Annotated in this window: 21 protein-coding genes; 10 read left to right on the top strand and 11 right to left on the bottom strand. The window is 72.9% G+C overall.

Going from position 1 to position 23,539, the window contains the following annotated elements:
- The first annotated feature begins 35 nt into the window (after window positions 1-35).
- Window positions 36-1,754 carry a carbohydrate-binding module family 20 domain-containing protein gene (locus tag A3IG_RS0104425; protein ID WP_018382333.1) on the top strand — a complete coding sequence of 573 codons (1,719 nt, stop codon included), beginning with the start codon at window positions 36-38 and terminating at the stop codon, window positions 1,752-1,754.
- A 71-nt stretch (window positions 1,755-1,825) separates the two neighbouring features.
- Here A3IG_RS0104425 and A3IG_RS0104420 read toward each other — a convergent pair whose 3' ends face one another.
- The 3 genes from A3IG_RS0104420 to A3IG_RS31745 form a co-directional block, all read right to left on the bottom strand.
- Complete coding sequence (locus A3IG_RS0104420) at window positions 1,826-3,154, bottom strand: hypothetical protein (RefSeq protein WP_018382332.1); 1,329 nt, start codon at window positions 3,152-3,154, stop codon at window positions 1,826-1,828.
- 218 nt (window positions 3,155-3,372) lie between these two features.
- On the bottom strand, window positions 3,373-4,788 hold the full coding sequence (locus A3IG_RS0104415; protein ID WP_026219885.1) for an FG-GAP and VCBS repeat-containing protein: 1,416 nt from the start codon (window positions 4,786-4,788) through the stop codon (window positions 3,373-3,375).
- Window positions 4,789-4,864: 76 nt separating this feature from the next.
- Window positions 4,865-5,281, bottom strand: coding sequence for an STAS domain-containing protein (locus A3IG_RS31745; RefSeq protein WP_018382330.1), 417 nt, complete (start codon window positions 5,279-5,281; stop codon window positions 4,865-4,867).
- Between the two features lie 252 nt (window positions 5,282-5,533).
- Here A3IG_RS31745 and A3IG_RS0104400 point away from each other — a divergent pair, with 252 nt between their 5' ends.
- The 4 genes from A3IG_RS0104400 to A3IG_RS0104385 all read left to right on the top strand — a co-directional run bounded on the left by A3IG_RS0104400 (window position 5,534) and on the right by A3IG_RS0104385 (window position 9,238).
- A complete protein-coding gene (locus A3IG_RS0104400) occupies window positions 5,534-6,448 on the top strand; it encodes a Gfo/Idh/MocA family protein (protein WP_018382329.1) in 915 nt (304 codons plus the stop codon).
- Between the two features lie 323 nt (window positions 6,449-6,771).
- Window positions 6,772-7,515 carry a FadR/GntR family transcriptional regulator gene (locus A3IG_RS0104395; protein ID WP_018382328.1) on the top strand — a complete coding sequence of 248 codons (744 nt, stop codon included), beginning with the start codon at window positions 6,772-6,774 and terminating at the stop codon, window positions 7,513-7,515.
- 98 nt (window positions 7,516-7,613) lie between these two features.
- The gene (locus tag A3IG_RS0104390; protein WP_018382327.1) at window positions 7,614-8,255 is read left to right on the top strand and encodes a bifunctional 4-hydroxy-2-oxoglutarate aldolase/2-dehydro-3-deoxy-phosphogluconate aldolase; all 642 of its coding nucleotides are present in this window, start codon (window positions 7,614-7,616) and stop codon (window positions 8,253-8,255) included.
- Window positions 8,252-9,238, top strand: a complete 987-nt coding sequence (locus A3IG_RS0104385; protein ID WP_040910798.1) for a sugar kinase — start codon at window positions 8,252-8,254, stop codon at window positions 9,236-9,238. The genes A3IG_RS0104390 and A3IG_RS0104385 overlap by 4 nt, the downstream gene beginning before the upstream one ends.
- 4 nt (window positions 9,239-9,242) lie before the next feature.
- On the opposite strand, the gene A3IG_RS0104380 is transcribed toward A3IG_RS0104385, so the two are convergent.
- Window positions 9,243-10,229 (bottom strand): AraC family transcriptional regulator, encoded by a 987-nt coding sequence (locus tag A3IG_RS0104380; RefSeq protein ID WP_018382325.1) that lies wholly within the window; start codon window positions 10,227-10,229, stop codon window positions 9,243-9,245.
- A gap of 396 nt (window positions 10,230-10,625) precedes the next feature.
- On the opposite strand from A3IG_RS0104380, the gene A3IG_RS0104375 reads away from it, so the two are divergent.
- The 3 genes from A3IG_RS0104375 (at window position 10,626) to A3IG_RS0104365 (ending at window position 12,888) form a co-directional block, all read left to right on the top strand.
- Entirely contained in the window at window positions 10,626-11,087 is a 462-nt protein-coding gene (locus tag A3IG_RS0104375; RefSeq protein WP_018382324.1) for a GNAT family N-acetyltransferase, read from the top strand.
- 457 nt (window positions 11,088-11,544) lie between these two features.
- Window positions 11,545-12,531, top strand: a complete 987-nt coding sequence (locus tag A3IG_RS0104370; protein WP_018382323.1) for a trypsin-like serine peptidase — start codon at window positions 11,545-11,547, stop codon at window positions 12,529-12,531.
- A gap of 171 nt (window positions 12,532-12,702) precedes the next feature.
- Window positions 12,703-12,888, top strand: a complete 186-nt coding sequence (locus A3IG_RS0104365) for a hypothetical protein (protein ID WP_018382322.1) — start codon at window positions 12,703-12,705, stop codon at window positions 12,886-12,888.
- A gap of 221 nt (window positions 12,889-13,109) precedes the next feature.
- Here A3IG_RS0104365 and glnA read toward each other — a convergent pair whose 3' ends face one another.
- On the bottom strand, window positions 13,110-14,519 hold the full coding sequence (glnA, locus tag A3IG_RS0104360; protein ID WP_018382321.1) for a type I glutamate--ammonia ligase: 1,410 nt from the start codon (window positions 14,517-14,519) through the stop codon (window positions 13,110-13,112).
- 201 nt (window positions 14,520-14,720) lie between these two features.
- Between glnA and A3IG_RS0104355 the strand changes: the two genes are divergently transcribed.
- Window positions 14,721-15,188 carry an RDD family protein gene (locus A3IG_RS0104355; protein ID WP_026219884.1) on the top strand — a complete coding sequence of 156 codons (468 nt, stop codon included), beginning with the start codon at window positions 14,721-14,723 and terminating at the stop codon, window positions 15,186-15,188.
- A 153-nt stretch (window positions 15,189-15,341) separates the two neighbouring features.
- Here A3IG_RS0104355 and A3IG_RS0104350 read toward each other — a convergent pair whose 3' ends face one another.
- From A3IG_RS0104350 to lipB, 4 genes are all read right to left on the bottom strand, one after another.
- The gene (locus A3IG_RS0104350; protein WP_018382319.1) at window positions 15,342-16,031 is read right to left on the bottom strand and encodes a DUF4191 domain-containing protein; all 690 of its coding nucleotides are present in this window, start codon (window positions 16,029-16,031) and stop codon (window positions 15,342-15,344) included.
- A gap of 67 nt (window positions 16,032-16,098) precedes the next feature.
- The gene (locus A3IG_RS0104345) at window positions 16,099-16,350 is read right to left on the bottom strand and encodes a hypothetical protein (RefSeq protein WP_018382318.1); all 252 of its coding nucleotides are present in this window, start codon (window positions 16,348-16,350) and stop codon (window positions 16,099-16,101) included.
- Between the two features lie 174 nt (window positions 16,351-16,524).
- On the bottom strand, window positions 16,525-17,517 hold the full coding sequence (gene lipA, locus A3IG_RS0104340) for a lipoyl synthase (protein WP_018382317.1): 993 nt from the start codon (window positions 17,515-17,517) through the stop codon (window positions 16,525-16,527).
- 181 nt (window positions 17,518-17,698) lie between these two features.
- Entirely contained in the window at window positions 17,699-18,517 is an 819-nt protein-coding gene (gene lipB, locus A3IG_RS0104335; RefSeq protein WP_018382316.1) for a lipoyl(octanoyl) transferase LipB, read from the bottom strand.
- A 588-nt stretch (window positions 18,518-19,105) separates the two neighbouring features.
- On the opposite strand from lipB, the gene A3IG_RS0104330 reads away from it, so the two are divergent.
- Window positions 19,106-20,578, top strand: coding sequence for a hypothetical protein (locus A3IG_RS0104330; RefSeq protein WP_018382315.1), 1,473 nt, complete (start codon window positions 19,106-19,108; stop codon window positions 20,576-20,578).
- A gap of 135 nt (window positions 20,579-20,713) precedes the next feature.
- Here the strand turns inward: A3IG_RS0104330 and A3IG_RS0104325 are convergent, their stop codons facing one another.
- Together A3IG_RS0104325 and A3IG_RS0104320 are read right to left on the bottom strand one after the other, a co-directional pair.
- Window positions 20,714-22,036 (bottom strand): NAD(P)/FAD-dependent oxidoreductase, encoded by a 1,323-nt coding sequence (locus A3IG_RS0104325; protein WP_026219882.1) that lies wholly within the window; start codon window positions 22,034-22,036, stop codon window positions 20,714-20,716.
- A 378-nt stretch (window positions 22,037-22,414) separates the two neighbouring features.
- The gene (locus tag A3IG_RS0104320; protein ID WP_018382313.1) at window positions 22,415-23,317 is read right to left on the bottom strand and encodes a TIGR01777 family oxidoreductase; all 903 of its coding nucleotides are present in this window, start codon (window positions 23,315-23,317) and stop codon (window positions 22,415-22,417) included.
- Between the last annotated feature and the right edge of the window lie 222 nt (window positions 23,318-23,539).

Genomic DNA, 23,539 nt, shown 5'->3' with positions numbered 1-23,539 from the left:
TGATCCGTCACCCGTACCTCCGCCAAGGAGACACCGTGACCATCAGACCTCTCGCGGGAACGTTCACCCTGCTGCTCGGCGCCGCACTCGGCGTCGTCGCGCTGCCCCAACCGGCCGCCCACGCCACCCCACCCGGCTCCAGGGACGTCACCGCCACCCTGTTCCAGTGGACGTTCTCCTCCGTCGCCAAGGAGTGCACCCAGACCCTCGGCCCCAAGGGCTACGGGTTCGTCGAGGTCTCCCCGCCGCAGGAGCACATCCAGGGCGGGCAGTGGTGGACCTCGTACCAGCCCGTCAGCTACCGGATAGCCGGGCGCCTCGGTGACCGGGCGGCGTTCCAGAACATGGTCAACACCTGCCACGGCGCCGGGGTGAAGGTCATCGCCGACGCCGTGATCAACCACATGGCCAACGGGAGCGGCACCGGCACCGGCGGCTCGTCGTACAGCAAGTACGACTACCCGGGGTACTACCAGAACCAGGACTTCCACTCCTGCCGCTCCCCGATCACCAACTACCAGGACCGGTACAACGTCCAGAACTGCGAACTGGTGAACCTCCCCGACCTGGACACCGGCTCCGACTACGTCCGCGGCAAGATCGCCGGGTACCTCAACGACCTGCTCTCGCTCGGCGTGGACGGCTTCCGGATCGACGCGGCCAAGCACATGGCGGCCGGCGACATCGCCGCGATCAAGTCCAGGACCAACGGCGGCTACTGGGTCCAGGAGGTCATCCACGGCCCCGGCGAGGCCGTGCAGCCCGACGAGTACACCGGCAACGGGGACGTGGACGAGTTCCGCTACGCCCGCGACCTCAAGCGGGTCTTCCTCAACGAGCAGCTCTCCTACCTGAGCAACTACGGCGAGGGCTGGGGCTACCTGCCCAGCGGCAAGGCCCGCTCCTTCGTGGACAACTGGGACACCGAGCGCAACGGCGAGACGCTCAGCTACAAGGACGGCGCCACCTACACCCTGGCCAACGTGTTCATGCTGGCCCACCCCTACGGGTCGCCCAACGTGTACAGCGGCTACGAGTTCAGCGACCGCGACGCCGGGCCGCCCAACGGCGGCAACGTCAACGCCTGCTACAGCGACGGCTGGAAGTGCCAGCACAAGTGGCGGCAGATCGCCAACATGGTCGCCTTCCGCAACGTCTCCGCCGGCACCGGCGTGACCAACTGGTGGTCCAACGGCAACGACGCCATCGCCTTCGGCCGCGGCGACAAGGCGTACGTCGCCATCAACCACGAGGGCGGCCCGATCACCCGTACCTTCCAGACCTCGCTGCCCGCCGGCACCTACTGCGACGTCCAGCACGGCGACCCGACCAGTGGCGGCGGCTGCACCGGCACCACCTACACCGTCGGCGGCGACGGCACGTTCACCGCGACCGTCGGGGCCAACGACGCCGTGGCGCTGCACGTCGGCGCCAAGGGGGACGGCAGCGGCAACCCGGACCCCACCACCGGGGCCTCGTTCAACGTCAACGCCACCACGACCCTCGGCCAGAACATCTTCGTCGTCGGCGACCACCCCTCGCTCGGCTCCTGGGACCCGAACCGCGCGCTGGCCATGTCCTCGGCGACCTACCCGGTGTGGCGGCTCGACGTGTCACTCCCCGCGGGCACCACGTTCCAGTACAAGTACGTCCGCAAGGAGGGCACCTCGGTGACCTGGGAGTCGGGAGCCAACCGCTCGGCCACCGTGCCCCCGAGCGGCCTGGTGACCCTCAACGACACCTGGCGCCCGTGAACCGCTGACCCGCCCGTCCCGATCCCGTGCGGCGGGGCCGCTGGACCCGGCCCCGCCGCACGGCGTGCCCGTCAGGCGGGACGCGCCAGGTGCCCCCGGGCGCGCTCGTAGAGTTCGCGGGCCCTGGCGTTCCCCAGGTGCGGCCGCAGCAGGCGGACCATGGTCGCCATCTGCCGGTCCACCCGCCCGCTGCGCACCAGGGGGTACTCGTCCAACGACGCGTGCCAGGTGGCGCAGGCCGCCTCCAGGTGGCCGAACTGGAGCTGGTACTCGGCGAGCGTGTTGCGTTCCTTCACCCTGCCGCGGCGGTGCGTGGAGCAGCACAGCCGGTCGGACTCCTTCATCGCCCGCACCGCCCGGGGCAGGTCACCGAGCGCGTGGTGGACCTGTCCGAGGTGGTACTGGAGCGCCGCCTGGTCGTAGGAGGCGAACAGCCTGGGCGGGGAGTCGGCCCGCTCCAGCGCCGCCTCCGCTTCCCCCAGGTGCTTCCACGCGGCCCCGCGGTCACCCACCGCGGCGCAGGCGTGCGCCCGCTGCCCGGCCAGCGAGGCCCTCCGGCGCGGCTCCGCCTCCGGCCAGGCGGCACTTGCGGCGTCCGCCAGCCGCTTGGCCGTCCGGCCGTGCCCCAGGTCCACCGCCTGCACGCTCATGACCCGCAGGGTGGTGCAGTAGGCCAGGTGGTCCTCCCCGGCCCCGGCCAGCTCGAGCGCCTTGACGTAGTACCGCTGGGCCAGTCCGTGGCTGCCCTCGTCCACCGCCATGTACCCGGTGAGGTAACACAGGTAGGACGCGGCGGACAGCATCTGCTTGCGCACCGGCTCCGCCGCCTCGGCGCGCAGGTACGGGGCGACGGTGTTGACCAGGAACGCCGCGGCCATCGGGCGCGCGTACCGCCCGCCGAACTCGTCGTCGAGCTCCGAGATGCGCTCGCTGAACGTCGAGACCACCCGCACGTCCGGCTCCCCGATCCGCTGCGCCCGACCGGTCCGCACGGCCTCCGCGCGGCCCACCAGGTCGGGCCAGTCCGGGACGGCGAGCGCCGCGGAGAAGAGGCTGGCGCCGAGCACGGTGCGACGGGACGGGTCCATGTCCTGGCTCCCGAGGTCGATGAGTCCTTCCACGGTACCCGCGTGCGCCGCCCCGGAGGAGCGGGGGAATCCGGCCTCGGCGTGGGTGACCGGGCGGCGCAGCCGGCGGGAGAGGGCCTCCAGGACCACCGGGCGGGCCGACTCCCTCGGCAGGTGCCCGGCGAGCCACTGGTGGACCGAGGGCTCCCGGTACCGCAGCGGAGTGCCCCGCTCGGTGCCGACGCGGTTGACCTCCTGGGCGAACTGGCGCATCGTCCAGCCGCTCTCCAGGTACAGCAGTCGCAGGGCCGTGTTGGGTGCCGGCATGTCCATCCGCCCGTCCCGTGCCTCGTTCCATCGCGTGCGCGCGAAGACGCCGGCACCGTAACGCCGGGTGGCACCCGCGGGCCCCGGAACGCGAACGGTGTCACCCGTGTGGCGGTACGGCGGCGTGTGCGCTGATCACTGACGTAGCGTCAGCTCAGGAGTGACCGTGCCGCGGGCCCGGTCGGGGGGCTCGCGGCACGGAGGCGTACGGATGGTGTCCGGTCTCAGTGGTTGAGGACGGAGCCGAAACGGTTGCCGGTGAAGGTGAGGCCGAAGTCGACCGGGTCGTAGGACCGGGACCCGGTGGCGGTGACTCCGGTGGTGGTGCCCGGGAGCACCCACACGGCGCCGTTCCCGGCGTCCTCGTACGGGGCCGTGACGGCGAGGTCGCGCCGGCCGTCCCCGTTGGCGTCGTACAGGCGGACCGCCTGCCCGAACCTGTCCCCGGCCTCGACGGTCCCGGGGACGCCCGTGGTGCCCTGGTGGAACGACTGGGCGGTGGGCGGGTTGGGCCCGGCGCTCCTGATCAGCACCACGCTGCCGGCGTCGGCCGTCGTTCCGACGTCCTCACCGGGGGCGCCCACGGCGATGTCCGGGAGGCCGTCCTGGTTCACGTCGCCGACGGAGACGGAGGCCCCGAACCGGTCGCCCGGCTCGTTGGTGCCGATGCCCAGGCTGGCCTGGGTGTGCACCAGCCCGACGCCCTGGTTGGAGGGGCCGTTGGTGTCGCCGAGCCAGACCTCGACCTGCCCCGCGCCCTGGTTGGCGTCCGGTTGGCCGACGACGAGGTCGATGAAGCCGTCGTCGTTGACGTCGCCGCCGATGTCACCGACGGGCCCGGCCGCCAGGTCCCGTTGGAAGACCAGCCCGTTCGAGGTGCCCTTGAAGTACCCGGTGTACGGGGTGGCGCCCGAGGTGCCGAAGACGACCAGGTCCTCCTGGGGGAAGCCGTTGATCTCGCCGGCCGCCGCGTCGTTGACGGTGACGCCCTGGAAGGCCGGCCCGCCGCCGGGCCCGGGGACCTCCTTCAGGGAGGTGGCGCCCTGCCGGGTGACCCCGGAGAACACGAAGAGCTGGGTCGCGGTGAGGACGGCCATGTCCTGGTGGCCGTCCCCGTCGAAGTCGCCGGTGGCGAGGCCCCGGCCGAAGCCGGCGCCCACGGTGCGGTCGGGTTCGAGGAAGGCGGTGCCTCCGGTGAGTCCGTCCGGACCACCCCAGACGACGCCGAGGGAGCCCTGGTCGCTGGGGACGTTGAGGTCCTCGCCGGGGGAGCCCACGATCAGGTCGGCGTAGCCGTCGCCGTCCAGGTCGGCGCTGGTGACGCTGGCGCCGAAGCGGTCCCCGGCCTCCGCGGCGCCCGGGAAGCCGGCGGTGTTCTGGGTCAGCGTGGTGCGTTTGGTGGCGTCGATGCCCGCGGCCGTTCCGTAGGTGACGACGACGGAACCGGCGTCGGCGTGCCCGGCGACGGTGGCGTTCGGGGTGGCCACGGCCAGGTCCACGTAGCCGTCACCGTTGAAGTCGTCGCTGAGGGAAGCGTTCTTGGGGGCGGCCTGGTCGGCCTGGGCCGCGTTCTGGGCGGTGACGAGGGAGAGCAGGCAGGCGGCTGTCACAGTGGCTGCCGCTATGGGTCTCTGGCGCACGGAACCTCCGAATGGTAGGGACCTGGCTGACTCCCCAGGGCACCGAAAGGTTGTGCTGCCACCACGCGGTGGCCGCTCAGACCGCCGGAGTGTCCGGGGCGGGTTCGTCCTGCGGGCGGGGCTCCCGGCGGGGACCCTGGTCCGCGGCCCGGCCGGAGCCGTGGTCCCGGGCCGGTTCGGGTCCGGCGAGGAGCTGGTAGGTGCCGGTGGTCCGCAGTACCCGCAGCGGTTGGCGGGAGGCGCCGACGACGCGGAGGGTGGCGCCCCGGCCGGTCGCCAGGGAGCGCAGGCCCAGCAGGCAGGCCAGGCCGTAGGAGTCGCAGAAGTACAGTCCGGTCAGGTCGAGCAGGAGCAGTTGGTGGCCCGCGCCCACCGCGTCGGTGAGCTTGGTCACCAACGCGGAGCCGTTGCCGTAGTCCAGCTCCCCGGACAGCCGTGCGTACACGGTGCCGTCGGACCGGTGGTTCAGCCGGATGTCGAGGTGATGGGACATACCCGGTCCTCCTCCTGGGGCCAGCGCCCCAGGTGATCCCCGTCACCCGGTGCCCCTGCCCCGTCTGTAGCCTGTCCCGTGCGGAAGGCGGGCATGTCGCAGAAGTCGGCCATGTCCGTGGGTGTTGGTGGATCACCGGGTCGCCGGTCCCTCGGACCGCCCGGTGGTGACCGGAGCGCACCGCGTTGACGTGGGGGGACGGTGTGACAAACGATGCCCCCCGGGACAAGCCGTACAACGAGAGGTGACAGCGTGCGCATCGGACTGCTCGGCACCGGCCCCTGGGCGAGGATCGCCCACGCTCCGGCCCTCCACCAGCACCAGGACCTGGAGTTCGTCGGGGTGTGGGGGCGCCGCCCGGAAGCGGCGGGCGCGCTCGCCGCCGAGTTCGGGGTACGCCCCTACGAGGACCTGGACCGCCTGTTGGACGAGGTGGACGCGGTCGCCGTCGCCCTGCCCCCGCGGATACAGGCCGACCTGGCCGAGCGCGCCGCCGCCGCGGGGTGCCACCTGCTGCTGGACAAACCGCTCGCGCTCGGCGTGCCGGATTCCCGGAGGGTGGTTGACGCGTGCGAGGCCGCGGGTGTGGCCTCCGTGGTGTTCTTCACCCTGCGCTTCATCGAGGAGTGTGAGGCGTGGGTGACGGAACAGGCCGCGGCCGGTGGCTGGTTCACGGCCCGCACCACCTACGTCAGTTCGGTGTTCTCCGGGGAGAGCGAGTTCGCCGACTCGCCGTGGCGGCGGGAGAAGGGCGCGCTGTGGGACCTGGGCCCGCACGCCCTGTCGGTGCTGCTGCCGGTGCTCGGGGACGCCGAGGAGGTCACCGCCGCCCGCGGGCCCCGCGACACCACCCACCTGACCGTCCGGCACTCCGGCGGGGCCCTGAGCTCCTCGATGCTGAGCCTCACCGCGCCGCCCGCCGCCTCGTCGCCCATCGAGTTCGAGTTCCGCGGCGAGTCGGGCGTCACCACGATGCCGGAGGGCCTCCGCGACCCGGTCGCCGCGTTGCGCCGGGCCGCTGACGCGCTCATCGAGGCCGCGGGGACCGGCCGGCCGCACCCGTGCGACGCGTCGTTCGGGCTGCGGGTCGTGCAGGTGCTCGCCGAGGCGGAACGCCGGCTCGCCGCCCGCGTCGAGGAGGAGGAAGCGGAGAACTGGACCCTCTGACCTCCCGCTCCCCCCGCCGTCCGCCCTCGCCGCGTTTCGCGGTGCGGGCGGACGGCGTCGTCGTTGTTTCCCTTAATTATCAATTATTATTGACTTATGTGTCCTGCTGAGTCAGAGTCGTGGGGGAGGCGCCGCGCCGTGCCCGGAGGACGGCGCCCGCCCGGTACCGTCCCCACGGGCACCCACCCGCGCGCCACGGACGCGACACCGCCCGCCCGCTGGTCACCGCCCCCGGGAACAACGGCTGGAACTCGACCACGGCGTGCCGCCGGTCGGCGCCGTCGCCCCGCTTCCGCATCCAGCAGTGAGAAAGGCACCGCGAGATGACGCGCTACGCCCGCCGCGGCGTCCACGGCCAGACCGTGGAGAACCTCGCCCGTCGCGTGCTCAGCGGCGAGTTCCCCGAGGGCGCCACCCTCGACCTGGTGGCCCTCCAGCGGGAACTGGACGTGAGCCTGACGGCGCTGCGGGAGTCGCTGAAGGTCCTCGCGGCCAAGGGCATGGTGGACGCCCGGCAGAAGCGCGGCACGTTCGTCCGGGCCCGCGCCGACTGGAACCTCCTCGACGCCGACGTCCTGCGCTGGCGGTTCGAGGGCGGTGCGGGCTCCGACGCCGACCAGGCGCTGCTGGGCAACCTCGCCGAGGTCCGCGCCATCATCGAACCCGCCGCCGCCCGCCTCGCCGCCGAACGCCGCACCGACGACGACCTCGAGGTGCTGCGCACCGCGCTCGGCGCCATGGAACAGGGGCAGGGCAGCGCCGTCCGCGCCGTCGAAGCCGACCTCACCTTCCACCGGGCCCTGCTCGCGGCCACCCACAACGAACTGCTGCAACGCATGGAGCTGGTGCTGGAGGCGGGCCTCGCCCACCGGGACCGGATCGTGCACAGCGCCCCGGACACCGACGACCCGGTGCCCAGCCACCAGGCCGTGTTCGACGCCGTGTGCGCCGGTGACCCCCCGGCCGCGGAACAGGCGATGCGCGCCCTGCTCGAGCAGTCGGTGCGCGACCTGTACCGGATCAGCGGCCCCGCCGACGCCGCCGGCCCCGGGGCCCCGCCGTCCTGACCCCCGCCGTCGTGACCCCTGCCGTCCTGACCCCGCCGTCGTGCCGGGACCGACAGCCGCCGGCCCGCCCACGCCCACCACCGCCCGAGGGGACCACAGTGGACCTGCCCGCAGCCCTGACCGCCCACCGACTGGTCGCCATCGTGCGCGGCACGGACGCCGACGCGGCACTGCGGACCGTGCTGACCCTGGCCGAGGAAGGCATCGAACTGATCGAGGTCTCCCTCACCGGACACGACGCCCTGGACGTCATCGCCCGGGCCAGGGCCGCCCTCGGCCCCCAACGGCCCCTGGGCGCCGGCACCGTGCTCACCGCCCAGGACGCCCGCGCCGCCCACCGGGCCGGCGCCGACTTCGCGGTCACCCCGGCCCTCGGCGAGGGCGTCACCGCGGCCCTGGACCTGGGCATGCCGGTACTCGGCGGGGTGATGACCCCCACCGAGATCGTCGCCGCGGGGCGCCTCGGCGTCACCGCGATGAAGCTCTTCCCGGCCGCGCAGGCCGGCGGCGTCGCATACCTGCGGGCGCTGCGGGGCCCGTTCCCGCGCACGCTGTTCGTCCCCGTCGGCGGGGTGGACGCGCAGGCCGCCCGGGACTACCTGGCGGCGGGCGCCACCGCCGTCGGCGTCGGCACACCCCTCGTGGGCGACGCCGCGGACGGCGGTGACCTGGCGGCGCTCCGCCAACGCGCCAGGGACTTCCTCGCCGTCACCGCCCGGCCGGGGCAGGCACGGCAGTGACCGCACCCTGGCGCCCCGCCCCCGGCCCGGTCGTCTGCGTCGGCGAGACCATGGCGGCGCTCGCCCCCGACCCCGTCCGCCCCCTGCGGAACGCCGACGCCCTGCGACTGGACGTCGCCGGCGCCGAGTCCAACGTCGCGATGTACCTCGCGGACCACGGCGTGCCCGTCCGCTGGGTCTCCGCCGTCGGCGACGACCCGTTCGGACACCGCGTCCTGACCGCGGTGGGCGCGACGGGCGTGGACACCTCCGGCGTCCGGCTCGACCCCGACCGCCCCACCGGCCTGCTCGTCAAGGACCCCGGCCCGGACGGTACCCGGGTGCACTACTACCGGCGGGGCTCCGCCGCCTCCGCCCTCGGACCGGACCTGCTCGACCACCCCTCCGTCCGCGACGCCACCCTGCTCCACCTCACCGGGATCACCCCGGCGCTCTCCGCCTCCTGCCGCGACCTGACCGTCCGGGCGCTCACCGACCCGGAGTTCCGCGCCCGGCGCACCGTCAGCTTCGACGTCAACCACCGACCCGCGCTGTGGACCGGGCGCCCCGCCGCCGGGGAACTCCGCGACCTCGCCGACCGCGCGGACATCACCCTGGTCGGTCTCGACGAGGCCCAGGACCTGTGGGGGCGGGCGCTGACCGTCACCGACGTGCGGGAGCTGCTTCCCCACCCCCGCGTCCTCGTCGTCAAGGACGGCGCCCGCACGGCGACCGCCTTCGACGGGGACGGCGGTGTCCACGTCGTTCCCGCCCTGCGGGCCACCGTGGTGGAACCCGTCGGCGCCGGCGACGCCTTCGCCGCGGGCTTCCTCGCCGGGCTGCTCCGCGGCCACGACCCGGACCGCGCCCTGCGTCTCGGCCACCTCACCGCCCGCTGCGCGCTCGCCGTCACCGGGGACCACGGCCCCCTGCCCGCCCCCGAGGACCTCGCCAGGCTGCTCGCCGTGCCCGACCACGAGTGGGCCACCGCGCCGCAGCCCTGACCCGTCACCCCCGCAGGGTGTGCGACGGGGGCTGGCCGTACCGCTCCCGGTACAGGGCCGAGAACCGCCCCAGGTTGGAGAACCCCCATCGGTAGGCGACCTGGGTCACCGTCAACCCGGGAGCGCCGCCGTCCTTGAGCTCGTCGTGGGCGCGCGCGAGCCGCACCTCTCGCAGGTAGCCCAGGGGAGTGGTGCCCAGGTGGCGGCGGAACGCCTCCTGCAACGCCCGGGTGCTCAACCGCGCCGCCGCGGCCACCTCGTGCACGGTGACCGGCTGGTGGGCGTTGTCCTCCAGGTAGGCCGCGGCCCGGCGCACCGCGGCGTGCCCCACCACCCCGTCGCGTCGCACCGCGACCCCGTCGGTGGTGATCTGGTGGGTGGCGACCAGGGTGGCCGCCGCGGTCTGTGACAGGGCCGCCGCCACCAGCGGGCTGCTGGTCGCCGCCCCGCCCTCCAGCACCTCCTGCCGCAGCGTCGCGGAGATCCGCGCCCAGGACCGCGCGGCCGCCGCGGAGACGGCCGGTTGGAGGGTGAACCTGGTCCGCACCGGCTGGTCGAGGCCGAGCGAGTCGGCCGCGGCCCGCTCGACCAGTTCCCTGGACATCCGGATGGTGGTCATCCGGGCGCCGGGCTGCCAGTGCACCCGGAAGGAACGGTGCGGGTCCAGGACGTACAGGCTGCCCGCTGCCACGTCGCGCTCCTCGCGGTTGGGCGACATCACCCTGACCCGGCCCGCGGTGACCTCGCAGACCAGCAGGTACGAGGTGAGCGGCTCCGGAGCGACCAGCGTCTCCGCGCCGTACGCCAGCCCGGAGACGGTGATCCCGGGGAACCCGCCCTCGGCGTACCAGGCGGAGAAGTCCTGCGGCCGGCGCAGACAGCTCAGCTCGTACGGACTGTAGGCGCCGCTGATGATCTCCCGCGTCTCGTCCAGGTCGTGGCTGTCCACGAGGGTCCGCAATCCCCGCCGTGCAGCGAGCTGTTCCGACATGTGACGTCCTCACAGGAGACCGCGTTTTCTGGCCGGGCACCGCGCTGGGCGAGTAGCTGGCCGGCGGCCCCGTGAGTAGCGTTCCCCACCGTCGGGGGTCGTGGCACCACTTTTGGACCCGTTGTCGAAGCGGTGCTGCCCGTCGCGCTTCCCGCGGCGGCCGACGCCCGCGGCGAACCCCGGTCGGACGGCGACCCTGCACCTACGGGGGAGTGCACGGACGCCGTCCCGGCCGGCCCGCGGGCAGCGGAACCATCGCCTCCACACCCACCGCGGCACCGCGGCGGCCGGGTAACCGGGATGTCACCAACCGGACCCACGGCCGAAACGCCACCGTGGACCCCGCGTGACATGCTGCCTTCCGGGTCCGGTGAGACGTGTCGGGAGGTGGCGGGAATGAGGATCGCGGTCGATGACCTGTCCGGTCCGCGGATCGCGGAGTTCCTTTCGGAGCACGTGGCGAACATGCGAGTCATCTCGCCACCGGACAGTGTGCACGCCCTGGACCTCGACGGCCTGCGCGGGCCCGAGGTGACGTTCTGGTCGGTCCTCGACGGCGAGGACGACGCGGTGGTCGGCTGCGGGGCGCTGAAGCTGCTGGGTTCCGGGCACGCGGAGCTGAAGTCGATGCGCGTCGCGGAGCGGCACCGGCGGAGCGGCGTCGCCTCGGCCCTGCTGGCGCACATCATCGCCGAAGCGCGGCGGACGGGCCTCGGACGGCTCAGTCTGGAAACCGGATCGGCCGACTTCTTCGCCCCGGCCCGCGCGCTGTACGGCAAGTTCGGCTTCGAGTACTGCGAGCCCTTCGCCGACTACCGCCCGGACCCGCACAGCGTCTTCATGACCCGGTCCCTGTGACCTCCTCGCCCCACGACCCGTGGGTCAGCGCCCCCGCCGTGAGCCGGAAGCGCGCCCGCCCCGGGTGCCCCCGCGACGGGGAACCGGCTGTTCCCTCGGGCTCTTGACGGGTTGTGGGGGAGGGCACAAACTCACTACTGGGAGACAACAGCACCAATCAGCACTGTGGAAAGCCGTGGCACCGCACCCGGTAGGAGCACGGGGAAGCTTCGGATGAGCAGTGGCGACTCCGTGTAGGGCGTTGTGCGCTCGGCGGCAGGCGGTGTTGGTGCTCCGCGTTCCCGCGTCCGCATCCGCTCCGGCGAGCTGGTCCCTTGCCGAAGATTGTCATGCGCACGCCAGGCTACTGTTCCATCGCATGTGGCTCTCGCTCCGTGATCCGGCCGGACGGACCAGTCCGCCGTCCGGTCCCGTCCCCAGTCCGCGTGCCCACCGCGCGGCAACCGAAGGAGTACACATGACCAACACCCCCCGCACCACCCTGCGGGCCGCGGCCGCGATAGGCGCCCTGGTGGCCGCCGGGGCCCTGGCGGGGCCGGCCGGGGCGAGCCCGGCGCCCGCCGCCGACACCGCGACCGTCCACGGAGCGGCGCAGTCCCAGGCGGCGCAGGAGGAGGTCAGTTCGTTCTGGACGGCCGAGCGGATGCGGCAGGCCACGCCGCTGGACCTGCTCGACGTGTCCGAGAGGGTCAGCCCGACCGACGTGACCCGCGGCACGCCGCACACCGTCCCCGCCACCTCCGGCGACGTCGGCACCCAGGCGTTCCCGCAGGGCGGCGGGCCCTGGACCGGCGGCGGCAAGGTCGTCACCACCTCGGGCCGGGTGTTCTTCACCTTCGACGGCCGCACGGCCTCCTGCTCCGGCAACGCCGTCACCAGCACCAACGGCAGCACCGTGATCACCGCGGGCCACTGCGTGAAGTACCAGGGGAGCTGGCACACCAACTGGGTCTTCGTGCCCAACTACCACGACGGCCAGGCCCCCTACGGCAGGTGGACCGCGGCCAAGACCATGAGCACGCCCCAGTGGGTGGCCAGCGAGGACATCAACTACGACGTCGGCGCCGCCGTGGTCAACCAGCTCGACGGCAGGCGCCTCACCGACGTCGTCGGCGGCCAGGGACTGGCGTTCAACTCCGGTTACAACAAGGCCATGTACGCCTTCGGCTTCCCCGCGGCCGACCCGTACGACGGTGAGAAGCTGACCTACTGCAGCGGCAACTCCATCAAGGACTTCCTGCTCTCCACCGACCACGGCCTGGACTGCGACATGACCGGCGGCTCCAGCGGCGGACCCTGGTTCGAGAGGTTCGACGAGGCCACCGGCACCGGCCTGCAGTCCTCGGTGAACAGCTTCGGCTACACGTTCCTGCCCGGCATGATGTTCGGCCCCTACTTCGGCAACGACGCGCAGAACCTGTACAACCAGGCCCAGTCCTCCTGAGCCCGCGGCCCCGGCCCCGGGCCCGCGCCCGGTGCCCGGGGCCGCCCCGGTGACCCGTGCGCTCCCCGGTGCTCCAAGCACCACCCTCCGCGCCTTCTGCCCACCCCTCGTGTGCGTGCAACGTGGGGTGCTGTCACACACGACCACCAGACGGTACGAGGGAGGAACGTCATGGCGGGCACGCAGTCGAAGTGCGGTGCTTGGACCAAGGCAGGTGGCCGCTGCCAGCGACTGGCGATGAAGGGGACCTCGCGCTGTAGCGCGCACCAGGGGGAGTGGTCGTCCTACGCCGTGGCCAAGCGGAAGCAGGCCGCCGGCAAGAAGACGAGCGGCAGCGGCAGGAAGCGGAAGAAGTAGGCAGAGCGACGCCCTGCCGGTGCGCCGGTCTCCCGCCGTGCCGCCCACCTGCCGTCCGGGGTGGCGACGCGCCCGCGGCGACGGGAGCACCGCCGGGTCGGCGAACGGCGTGGGCCGCCACCCGCACGGGTGGCGGCCCACAGCGCCGTTCCTGACCTTCTCGTCGGGTCCCGCCGGTCACGGACGGTCTCCCGCGTCCCCGGCCGTCGGACCCCGAACTCCTAGAGGTCGAAGTACATCTCGAACTCGTGCGGGTGCGGGCGGAGCTGGACGGGGAGCACCTCGTTGGTCCGCTTGAACTCGATCCAGGTCTCAATGAGGTCCTGGGTGAAGACCCCGCCCTCGAGCAGGTACTCGTGGTCGGCCTCGAGGGCGTCGAGGACGGCCGGGAGGGAGGCCGGCACGCGGGGGACGTTGGCGTGCTCCTCGGGCGGGAGCTCGTAGAGGTCCTTGTCCACCGGCTCGGCGGGCTCGATCTTGTTCTTGATGCCGTCGAGGCCGGCCATCAGCAGCGCGGAGAAGGCGAGGTACGGGTTGGACGACGGGTCCGGGGCCCGGAACTCGATGCGCTTGGCCTTGGGGTTGGCGCCGGTGATCGGGATGCGGATGGCCGCCGAGCGGTTGCGCTGCGAGTAGACCAGGTTCACCGGGGCCTCGAAGCCCGGCACCAGGCGGTGGTAGCTGTTCACCGTCGGGTTGGTGAAGGCCAGCAGCGAGGGGGCGTGCCGCAGCAGACCGCCGATGTAGTAGCGAGCGGTGTCGGACAGGCCGGCGTAGCCCTGCTCGTCGTAGAACAGCGGGGTGCCGTCGGTCCACAGCGACTGGTGGACGTGCATGCCGGAGCCGTTGTCACCGAAGATCGGCTTCGGCATGAAGGTCGCGGTCTTCCCGTTCCGCCAGGCGACGTTCTTGATGATGTACTTGAAGAGCATCAGGTCGTCGGCGGCGGCCAGCAGGGTGTTGAACCGGTAGTTGATCTCGGCCTGTCCGGCGGTGCCCACCTCGTGGTGCTGCCGCTCGACCTTCAGCCCGGACCGCTCGAGCTCCAGGGACATCTCCGCGCGCAGGTCGGCGAAGTGGTCGACCGGCGGGGCCGGGAAGTAGCCACCCTTGTAACGGACCTTGTAGCCGCGGTTGTCCTCCCGCGCGCCGGTGTTCCACGCGCCGGCCTCGGAGTCGATGTGGTAGAACGACTCGTTCGCGCTGGTGGAGAAACGGACGCTGTCGAAGACGTAGAACTCGGCCTCGGGACCGAAGAACGCGGTGTCGGCGATCCCGGAGCCGCTGAGGTACGCCTCCGCCTTCTTCGCGACGTTCCGCGGGTCACGGCTGTACTGCTCGCCGGTGAGCGGGTCGTGGATGAAGAAGTTGATGTTGAGGGTCTTGTCCGTGCGGAACGGGTCCACCCGCGCGGTGCTCAGGTCGGGTACGAGCCCCATGTCGGACTCGTGGATGGCCTGGAACCCGCGGATCGACGAGCCGTCGAACATCAGGGTCTCGGCGGGGTCGAAGGTCTGGGCCGGGATGGTGAAGTGCTGCATGATGCCAGGCAGGTCGCAGAACCGCACATCCACGAACTTGACGTTCTCGTCGGAGATGAACTTCGTCACCTCGGCGGCATTCTGGAACATCCACATCCTCCTCGCCCCGGCACGCGGGGTCCGATCACGACCTGTGGGCCGTCCCTGCTCTCCGACGAAGGTCACGGAACGCGGCCCGGCACGATGCCGACCCTAGGCATTCCCCATTTCTCGAGCGTGACCCAGATGTTTCACCCACGTTAACCAGCCCTGTGGCGTATCCCACTTATGGGTGCACGTTACCGTGGGGATATGGACACCAGACGAGCGATGGGATCGTGGCTCTCCGGTCCCCGGGCCGCGGCCGAGGACATGGGTGTGGACTTCGGCTACCGCGGCGAGCGGCTGGGGCTGCCGGAGTCCGGTCCGGGGTCGGTGGCCCCCGTGGGACGGCGCCTGGCCGCGCTCTTCGTGGACTGGGGGCTGTGCGCGCTGATCGCCTACGGGCTGATCTCGCGGGACGACATGCAGGTCGCCAACGTCTGGGCCAGCGTGGTGTTCTGGGCGATGAGCACGGCGTTCCTCGGCACCGTCGGCACCACGCCGGGCAAGCGCCTGCTCGGCCTGCGCCTGGTCCGGGTGAAGGAGGGCCCCCTCGGGCCGCTCCAGGCGGCGCTGCGCAGCCTGCTGCTGGTCCTGGTCATCCCCGCGGTCATCTGGGACCGGGACAGCCGCGGCGCCCACGACAAGGCGGCAGGCGTCGTCCAGGTGCGGATCTGACCGTCGGGCCTCCGGCCCACGGGTCGGGTGATGGGCCACATGGCTGCGGGTCCACCTGGCTGGGGGTCCACATGGCTGCGGGTGGTGGCCCCGCGGCTTGCGGGTGCCACCACCCGCGGGGTGGTCGGGACGGTGCCGGTCGGGACGGGCCGGTCAGCGGCCCTTGGGCATCCGGATGTTCTTCGGCATCGGCCCCTTGGGGATCGGCATGTTGCTGATCAGGTCGCCGAGCGCGCGGAGCCGGTCGTTGACGGTGCGCACCTCGTTCTTGGTCATCACCCGGGGCAGCTTGAGCAGCGCGGTCTGGAGCTTGCGGAGTGGGACCTGGCCCTCCGCGTCCCCGACGACGATCTCGGTGACCGGGACGTCGGCGACCACCCGGGACATCTTCTTCTTCTCACCGGCCAGCAGGTGCTTGACCCGGTTCGGGTTGCCCTCGCCGACCAGGACGATGCCGGGGCGGCCGACCGCCCGGTGGATCACGTCCTGGTGCCGGTTGGCGGCCACCGCGGGGGTGACCACCCAGCCGCCGCGGCGGATGTTGTTGAGCACCGCGGCCGCCGCCCCCGGCTGACCCTCCATCTGCCCGAAGGCGGCCTTCTCCGCCCGGCGCCCGAAGATGATGGCCATGAGCAGGAAGGCCAGCAGGAAGCCAAGGATGCCGGCCCAGATCGGGTGGTCGATGAGGAAGCCGATGGCGAGGAACGCACCGAAGGTGACGATTCCCACGGCCGCGACAATCAGCCCGACCTTGGGGTCGACCCGCTTCGTCATCTGGTATGCCAGGCGGATCTGCTTCAGCCGCCCGGGGTTCTCACTCTCGGATGTTTCCTTCCTCGCCATGCCGCTCAGGATAAGGCCCTGGCTCGCCCGTGACGAAAGGAGCCCTGGCGCCCGGCAGGCAGGCCGATCAGGTGCGGTCGGGCCCGGCGGTGGGGCGGACCGCGGAGTCGAGGAACACCTGGGCCTCCCAGCGGTCCCGGGCGCGCCGCCGGTCCTCACGGACGGCGTTCCAGGCGTTGCGCCGGGCGGTCTGCTGGCCGCCGCCGCGCAGCAGGTAGGTCTCCACCGCGCGCAGGGCCCCGGCCACCGGCAACCTCGAGGTGACGCCCGTACCGGTGCCCCGCGGGCCCCGATCACCACGTACCGCGTCGACTCGCATCGTGCCCTCCTCCGGGTGGTGTCTGGAGAACCAGTGTCACCACCTCTTGTTATCGGCCGGTGACCAGCTCGTCAAACGAACGTCAAATTCCTTCGCTCCCATGCGTAACCCGATCCGGGCCGCCCTTGACACGCGGTGCCCCGGACGGGCGAACGGGGGCGGGCAGGGCGGGGCTCAGCCGGCGGCCTGGGCGGGCAGGGCGGCGTTCCGCCGTTCGACCGCCTGCTTGTACAGCCGGCCCGCCCGGTAGGAGGAACGGACCAGCGGACCGGACATCACCCCGGCGTAGCCGATCTGCTCGGCCTCCTCGTTGAGCTCCACGAACTCCTCCGGCCTGACCCACCGCTCCACGGGGTGGTGCCGCACGCTGGGCCGCAGGTACTGGGTGATGGTGATCAGCTCGCAGCCCGCGTCATGGAGGTCCCGCAGGGCCTGGCTGACCTCTTCGCGGGTCTCGCCCAGCCCCAGGATGAGGTTGGACTTGGTGACCAGACCGGCCTCCCGGGCGCGGGTGATCACGTCCAGCGAGCGCTCGTAGCGGAACCCGGGACGGATGCGCTTGAAGATCCGCGGCACCGTCTCGACGTTGTGCGCCAGCACCTCCGGGGAGGACGAGAAGACCTCGGCGAGCTGCTCCGGAACGGCGTTGAAGTCCGGGATCAGCAGCTCCACCCCGGTGTGGCCGCCGTCCTGGTCCGCGGTGAGCGCGTGGATCTGGCGGACGGTCTCGGCGTACAGCCACGCGCCGCCGTCCGGCAGGTCGTCCCTGGCCACCCCGGTGATCGTGGCGTACCTGAGCTCCATGGTCCGCACGGACTCGGCGACCCGGCGCGGCTCGTCCCGGTCCAGGGGAGCCGGCCTGCCGGTGTCGATCTGGCAGAAGTCGCACCGCCGGGTGCACTGCTCGCCGCCGATCAGGAACGTCGCCTCGCGGTCCTCCCAGCACTCGAAGATGTTGGGACAGCCCGCCTCCTGGCAGACCGTGTGCAGACCCTCCCGCTTGACCAGGCCCTGGAGCGCGGTGTACTCCGGCCCCATCCTGACCCGGGTCTTGATCCACTCGGGCTTGCGCTCGATGGGGGTCTGGCTGTTCCGGACCTCCAGGCGCAGCAGACGACGGCCGTCGGGGGTGGGCGCGGCGGATCCGTCCGGGGCGGCAGCGGACACGTTCTAGCTCCCTTGGCTTTGTTTCCTCGGCGAACACCAGGGTACGCCCTTGTTTTTGCGCTGTTCTGCGCCGATCAACCCCGCCGAAGACGGGGACATTCCCCAGGAGCCGGCGGGAGCCACGGGGCTGGTCCGGCGGCACGTCGGGCCGGCGGCACCGGCCCGGACACGGTGGCGGGCCTCAGCTCGCGCGGGGCAACGGGACCGCGGAGCACAGCACCTCGGTGAGGTGGCGCTCCACGACCGGCAGCACCTCGGCGACGGTGACCTGGCGGCCCAGCTCGGCGGAGAGCGAGGTGACCCCGGCGTCCCGGATTCCGCACGGCACGATCCGGTCGAACCAGGTGTTGTCCGACGCGCAGTTCAACGCGAAGCCGTGCATCGTCACCCCCTTGGCGACGCGGATGCCGATCGCTGCGAGCTTGCGGTCCTCGCCCCGCTGGCCGGCGTTGGAGGGCGCGTACTCGGGGCCGGCCAGACGCGGGTCGAACTCCTCGTCGTCCGGGGTCGAACCGGGGACCCCCGGGCTGAGCCTGAGGTCGAGCCCGCCGAGCTCGGCCCGGTCCGGGGACGGGCGCTGCCGCTCGGGCACAGGGTCGCCGAGCACCCACACCCCGCTGCGCCCCTCCACCCTGCTGGTCTCCAGACCCAGCTCCGCGCAGGCGCGGATCAACGCCTCCTCCAGCCGTCGGACATGGGCGACCACGTCCACCGGCCGGGGCAGTTTGAGGATCGGGTAGCCGACGAGCTGACCCGGGCCGTGCCAGGTGATCTTGCCGCCGCGGTCCACGTCCACCACCGGGGTGCCGTCCACCGGGCGCTCGTTGTCCGCCGTGCGCCGCCCCGCCGTGTAGACGGGCTGGTGCTCGAGCATGAGACAGGTGTCCGGGATCTCGTCGGCGAACCGGGCGGCGTGCACCCGGCGCTGCTCGTCCCAGGCCCACTGGTACTCCACGGCCTCCGGGCCGAACCCGAGGTGGACGAAGCGGAGGTCGCTCATGCCGCCCGCACCTCGCCCCGTCCGGAGGCACTCGCGTGACCCGTGCCCTGGCTGCCGGCTCGCTTCGTCCGCTCGCCCATCGCTTCTCCTTGGCGCCGACTGCCGGCCCCTGCCGGCAGCGAGGGGGTGATCGACCCCCACCCGTCACTGCTGGTCGTGCTACGCGCGCCGGGGTCCGGAGGTGCCGTGCGCGTCCGGACCGGGTGCTGCGCGCGTACCCCGCTGGGACCGCCGTGATCCACCGCGCCCGCCGGGGCACACAGCAACTGTACGTCCGGCGTCGCGCGCCCCCCGCAGGGGGCGTCGGGTCAGGGTGGGCGACCGGGGAACGGCGGGGGGAGCCGGACGGGCAGCGACGAGAACGCCGATGTCACGGGCGCGGGCCCTGGTTCCTCGCGCGCGTTCACCCGTTCCGGCGAATCTGGGGCAGACGTGGTGAGTCGGGCGCGGCCTGCCGTTACATTCACGCCGACCTCACCCGGTGAGGCAGTGAACGGCTTTTCTTCCCGATCCACCCCTTCAGCTCCGGCACCGTTCCGCCACAGCTTCGGACACAGCCGTGCTCGAAAGACAGGAGACGGCACCACGATGACCGACCGATCCGCCCAGCGTTCCCCGAACCACCAACTCGCCGCGCTCATCGCCGAGGCGGGGTTCTCCAACGCGGGACTGGCCAGACGAGTGGACCAGCTCGGCATCGAGCACGGACTCGATCTGCGCTACGACAAGACCTCCGTAACCCGCTGGCTGCGCGGTCAGCAGCCGCGCGGCACCACCCCGGCGCTGATCGCCGAGGTGTTCACCCGGCGCCTCGGCCGCCGCCTGACCGCCCAGGACCTCGGGCTCGACGCCTGCGCCCCGGTCTACGCCGGCCTGGAGTACGCCGCGAGCCCAGAAGAGGCCATAGACATCGTCAGCGGGCTGTGGCGCAAGGACACCGGGACGCACGCGGAGCTGCGCCGGATCGCGTTCACCCCCGCCGGCCTGGTGGTGCCGAGCCGGGACTGGCTGATCGGCCGGCCCGACGAGCGGGTGGCCCGGGAGCCGCGCCCGGTCAACCGGGGGCGCATCCCGGCGCAGGGCGGCGGCCAGGACGGGGCGCCGCAGCGCCCACGACCTGCCGACCGGGTCCGGGGGACCCGGGTGACCTCCGGGGACATCGCGGCGCTGCGTGCGATCGGGGACCTGTTCCGCACCCTGGACAACGCCTACGGAGGCGGACACGCCCGGCAGGCCCTCGTCCGGTACCTGGAGAACGAGGTGGACGGCATGCTCCGCGGCAGCTACGGCGAGGCCGTGGGCAGGGCCCTGTTCGGTGCCGTGGCCGACCTGACCAGGCTCGCCGGGTGGACCTCCTACGACATGGGCGCGCACGGCCTGGCCCAGCGGTACTTCGTCCAGGCCCTGCGGCTCGCCCAGGCCGCGGGCGACCGGGTGTACGGCGGGTACGTCCTGGTCACCATGAGCCGTCAGGCCGTCTACCTCGGACACGGGCGGGAGGCGGTGCAACTGGCCCGGGTCGCCCAGCAGGGCGTCGGGTCCGCCGCGCCGCACGCCGTGCAGGCGCTGCTGTGCGCCGCCGAGGCGCGCGGACACGGACTGCTCGGGGACGCCCGAGCCTGCGCCTCCGCGCTGATGCGGGCGGAACGGGCCCTGGAGACCGCCCGCCCCGGCGACGAGGTGCCCGGCTGGGCGCGCTTCTTCGACGAGGCCCAGCTCGCCGACGAGTTCGGGCACTGCCACCGCGACCTGGAGCAGTACCGGGCCGCGGTGCGCCACGCCGAGCGCTCGCTCCAGCTCCGGCCCGCGGCGTACGCCCGCAGCCGGGTGTTCTGCCGCACCGTGCTCGCCTCCTCCCGGCTGGGCCTCGGCGACGTGGAACAGGCGTGCGCGGTCGGCACCCAGGCGCTCAGGGAGGCGGTGGAGATGCGGTCCACCAGGGCGACCGAGTACGTCTACGAGTTCGGCCGGCAACTCCTGCCCTACCGGGACGTCCCGGCCGTCCGGGCCTTCCACGAACGGGCCGCGGCGGCGGGCATGGCCCTCCAGCTCGGGGCCTGACCGGCCCACCCGTGGGGGAGGGCCACGGGACACGGACGAGGGCTGGCCCACCGCCGCACGGCGGACCAGCCCCGTACCGCGCCGGTTCGCCGCGTGGCCGGTGGTCGCGGGGGTGTCGCTGGGGACGGCGCCGGCTCAGGCAGCGGCCAGGTTCCGTTGTGTGTCCTCCGGCCGGAACCGGACGCCCAGGTCGCGCAGCAGGTGGTGGGCCGCCCTGCGGCCCGAGTACAGCGCACCCTGCGCGGTGCTGATGTCCCGGTGGTCGCCGCACACGTAGAGCCCGGACAGCAGCCGCACCGGACGGCGCACGTGGTGCGGGGCACGCATCGCCGGTACCGCGTCGCGTTCGTGCCGCAGCGCCATCAGCTCCCAGCCGTCGGTGTCGGTGCCGTACAGGTCGGCCAGGTGGCCGCGCACCTCCCGGTCCAGCCGCTCCGCGTCGGCGACCCGGCCCCCGGGCAGGGGACCGAGCACCGTGCTGGACACCAGCGCCCTGCCGTCCAGGGCGCACCCCGGATCGACCTCGCTGGCCACCACCGAGTACGCCACGGGCCCCCGGCGGTCGGCGGCCAGCACCAGCGCCGGCTCCCGCAGGGGCGCCTCGGCGACGGCGTGGTGCAGCGTGGTGACCGGGTGGAACTCCGGCACGTGCAGGCCCGGCAGGAGCCCCGCCGCCCGCCTGGCACCCGTGGCCACCACCACGGCACGGCACCTGACGGCGGGGTGCCCGTCGACGGCCACCTCGTTGGTGGACACTGAAGTGACGTTCCTGCCCAGGTGCAGACTGCCCGGGGGCAACGCCTTGGCCAGCAACTCGGGCACCGACGCCGACCCGCCCTCCGGCACACACAGCCGACCCCGGGCGAACCCCCGCAGCACCAGGTCGGCGCAGCGGCTGCTGGTGGTCAGCGCCGGATCGCTGAGCAACGCGGCGAGCAACGGGCGCAGGAAACCGTCCACCATCCGCGGGGAGAAGCCCCGCGCCGCGAGCGCCTCCGCCGTGGTCGTCTCCGGCCTCGCCAACAGCCGCGCGGTGGACGTGCCGGCGAGCCGGGCCAACGTCGCCCCCAGCCGCGCCCGCTCCAGCGTCGCGCTGAACGGTGTCCTGGACCCGCCGATCAACAGCGACAGGCTGTCCCGCGCCCGGCGCTGGTCCCCGAAGACCCGGTAGTTACGGCCCCCACCGCGCACCAGGACACCGGGCGAGAGCTGCCGCATCCGCAGCCCCGCCAGCCCAGGGGTGCGGTGCAACTCGGGGAACGAGGTGTTGAGCAGATGATTTCCCGGATCGAGCCGGAAACCGTCCACCGTGTCGGTGGCCATCCGCCCACCGATGCGGTCGGACCCTTCGAGAACGATGACGGTCAGCCCCGCGGCGACCACATGATGCGCTGCACTGAGGCCGGCGAGCCCGGCGCCGACGACGACTACATCAGCATGTCGAGCGTGATTGAGCACGGTTCTGGCCCTCCCCGAGGTCGGGTGTTCCCCGCATCCACCGACAGTCATGCCCCGTTCAACACCGCACAATCTTCTTGTGTTCGCTCGCCGCCGGGGGTCTCTTTTTGTGTTCGCTCGCCGCCGGCCGCCTTGGGGTGCCCCTGCCGGCGTTCCTCGTCGTGCGGTCGCTCGTTCCTCGCGACCTTCTCCTCGTCTCTTCGGCAGGGGCGCGGCCTTTGGCTCGCTCACGTCTTCGCGTCGTCGGGGTTCGGGTGCATGACACTGCGGCCCTTCTGGTGTTCGCTCGCCGCCGGCCGCTGATGTCACTGCGGCTCGCTCACGTCCCCCGCGTCGTCGGGGCGGGGGTGCACGACGCTGCGGGGTGGGCGGGGGTGGTCAGGTCGTGGGGGTGGGGAGGGCGGCGTGGATGGCGTCGTCGATCCGGGGGTGGGTGAAGGTGAAGCCGGAGTCCAGCAGCCGGCGTGGCAGGACCCGCTGGCTGGACAGGACGTCGTCGGCGAACTCGCCCAGGGCCAGGCGCAGTGCGGGCGGGGGCACGGTGAGCAGGGTGGGGCGGTGCAGGGCGCGGCCCATCGCGGCGGTGACCTCGCGGTTGGTGACCGGGTGGGGGGCGGTCAGGTTGACCGGGCCGGAGACGCCCTCGGCGCCCAGGAGGTGGCGCAGCGCCGCCAGCTCGTCCTTGAGGGAGATGAAGCTCCAGTACTGGCGGCCGCTGCCGAGACGTCCGCCGAGGCCGAGCCGGAAGAGCGGGAACAGCCGTCCCCACGCCCCGCCCCGGGACGACACCACCAGGCCGGTGCGGGCGAACACGGTCCTGATGCCCGCCTGCTCGGCTGGGGCCGCCGCGGCCTCCCACTCCTGGCAGAGGTCGGCCAGGAAGCCGGCCCCGGGCGGCGCCGACTCGTCCACCGGGGTGTCCGCGGTGTCGCCGTAGAAGCCGATGGCGCTGCCGCTGACCAGGACCCGGGGCGGCGGGTCCAGGGCGGCGACGGCCTCGGCGAGAGCGGCGGTGCCGAGGACCCGGCTGTCCCGCAGGGTCTTCTTGTACGCGGCGGTCCAGCGGTGCTCGGCGACCCCGGCGCCGGCCAGGTGGACCACCGCGTCGGTGCCGGTGAGCCGGTCGGTGTCCACCACCTGGCGTGACGGGTCCCAACTCACCTCGTCGTCCGCCCTGGCCGGGCGCCGGACGAGGCGGAGCACGTCGTGGCCGTCCGCCCTCAGGTCGTGCAGCAGGGCCGAACCGATCAGACCGGTGGATCCGGTGACAGCGATGCGCATGGGGACATCCTCCCGGCGGGGGGCGGGTGGGCGCGAGCAGGGAGCCGGCGGGTCGCGGGGAGGTACCGGTCCTAGGGCCTGTCTGATAAGTGGCGCCGTCCGCCCGGGGGGCGGGGGTCGCGGCGTCTGGTGCGTGCGATCGCAAGGCGGAGGGTCGTCCTCGTACTGGGCGTACGTGGACGATCCCGACAACGCAGCGAGCGTGCGTGCCAGGCGTCACGA

The organism is Wenjunlia vitaminophila DSM 41686 (assembly GCF_000380165.1).
GTDB classification, from domain to species: Bacteria; Actinomycetota; Actinomycetes; order Streptomycetales; family Streptomycetaceae; genus Wenjunlia; species Wenjunlia vitaminophila.
The sequence above is the reverse complement of the archived record's forward strand: the minus strand, read 5'-3'. Positions and strand labels throughout refer to the sequence as shown.

Bases quoted from the DNA above. Each gene is read 5' to 3' on its own strand.
- glnA (WP_018382321.1), bottom strand. From the start codon at position 14,519: ATGTTCCAGAATGCCGCCGAGGTGACGAAGTTCATCTCCGACGAGAAC.
- lipB (WP_018382316.1), bottom strand. From the start codon at position 18,517: ATGAGCGACCTCCGCTTCGTCCACCTCGGGTTCGGCCCGGAGGCCGTG.
- A3IG_RS0104320 (WP_018382313.1), bottom strand. From the start codon at position 23,317: ATGCGCATCGCTGTCACCGGATCCACCGGTCTGATCGGTTCGGCCCTG.
- A3IG_RS0104345 (WP_018382318.1), bottom strand. From the start codon at position 16,350: ATGCGAGTCGACGCGGTACGTGGTGATCGGGGCCCGCGGGGCACCGGT.
- A3IG_RS0104420 (WP_018382332.1), bottom strand. From the start codon at position 3,154: ATGGACATGCCGGCACCCAACACGGCCCTGCGACTGCTGTACCTGGAG.
- A3IG_RS0104330 (WP_018382315.1), top strand. From the start codon at position 19,106: ATGACCGACCGATCCGCCCAGCGTTCCCCGAACCACCAACTCGCCGCG.
- A3IG_RS0104395 (WP_018382328.1), top strand. From the start codon at position 6,772: ATGACGCGCTACGCCCGCCGCGGCGTCCACGGCCAGACCGTGGAGAAC.
- A3IG_RS0104355 (WP_026219884.1), top strand. From the start codon at position 14,721: ATGGACACCAGACGAGCGATGGGATCGTGGCTCTCCGGTCCCCGGGCC.
- A3IG_RS0104365 (WP_018382322.1), top strand. From the start codon at position 12,703: ATGGCGGGCACGCAGTCGAAGTGCGGTGCTTGGACCAAGGCAGGTGGC.
- A3IG_RS0104375 (WP_018382324.1), top strand. From the start codon at position 10,626: ATGAGGATCGCGGTCGATGACCTGTCCGGTCCGCGGATCGCGGAGTTC.
- A3IG_RS31745 (WP_018382330.1), bottom strand. From the start codon at position 5,281: ATGTCCCATCACCTCGACATCCGGCTGAACCACCGGTCCGACGGCACC.
- A3IG_RS0104350 (WP_018382319.1), bottom strand. From the start codon at position 16,031: ATGGCGAGGAAGGAAACATCCGAGAGTGAGAACCCCGGGCGGCTGAAG.
- A3IG_RS0104380 (WP_018382325.1), bottom strand. From the start codon at position 10,229: ATGTCGGAACAGCTCGCTGCACGGCGGGGATTGCGGACCCTCGTGGAC.
- A3IG_RS0104370 (WP_018382323.1), top strand. From the start codon at position 11,545: ATGACCAACACCCCCCGCACCACCCTGCGGGCCGCGGCCGCGATAGGC.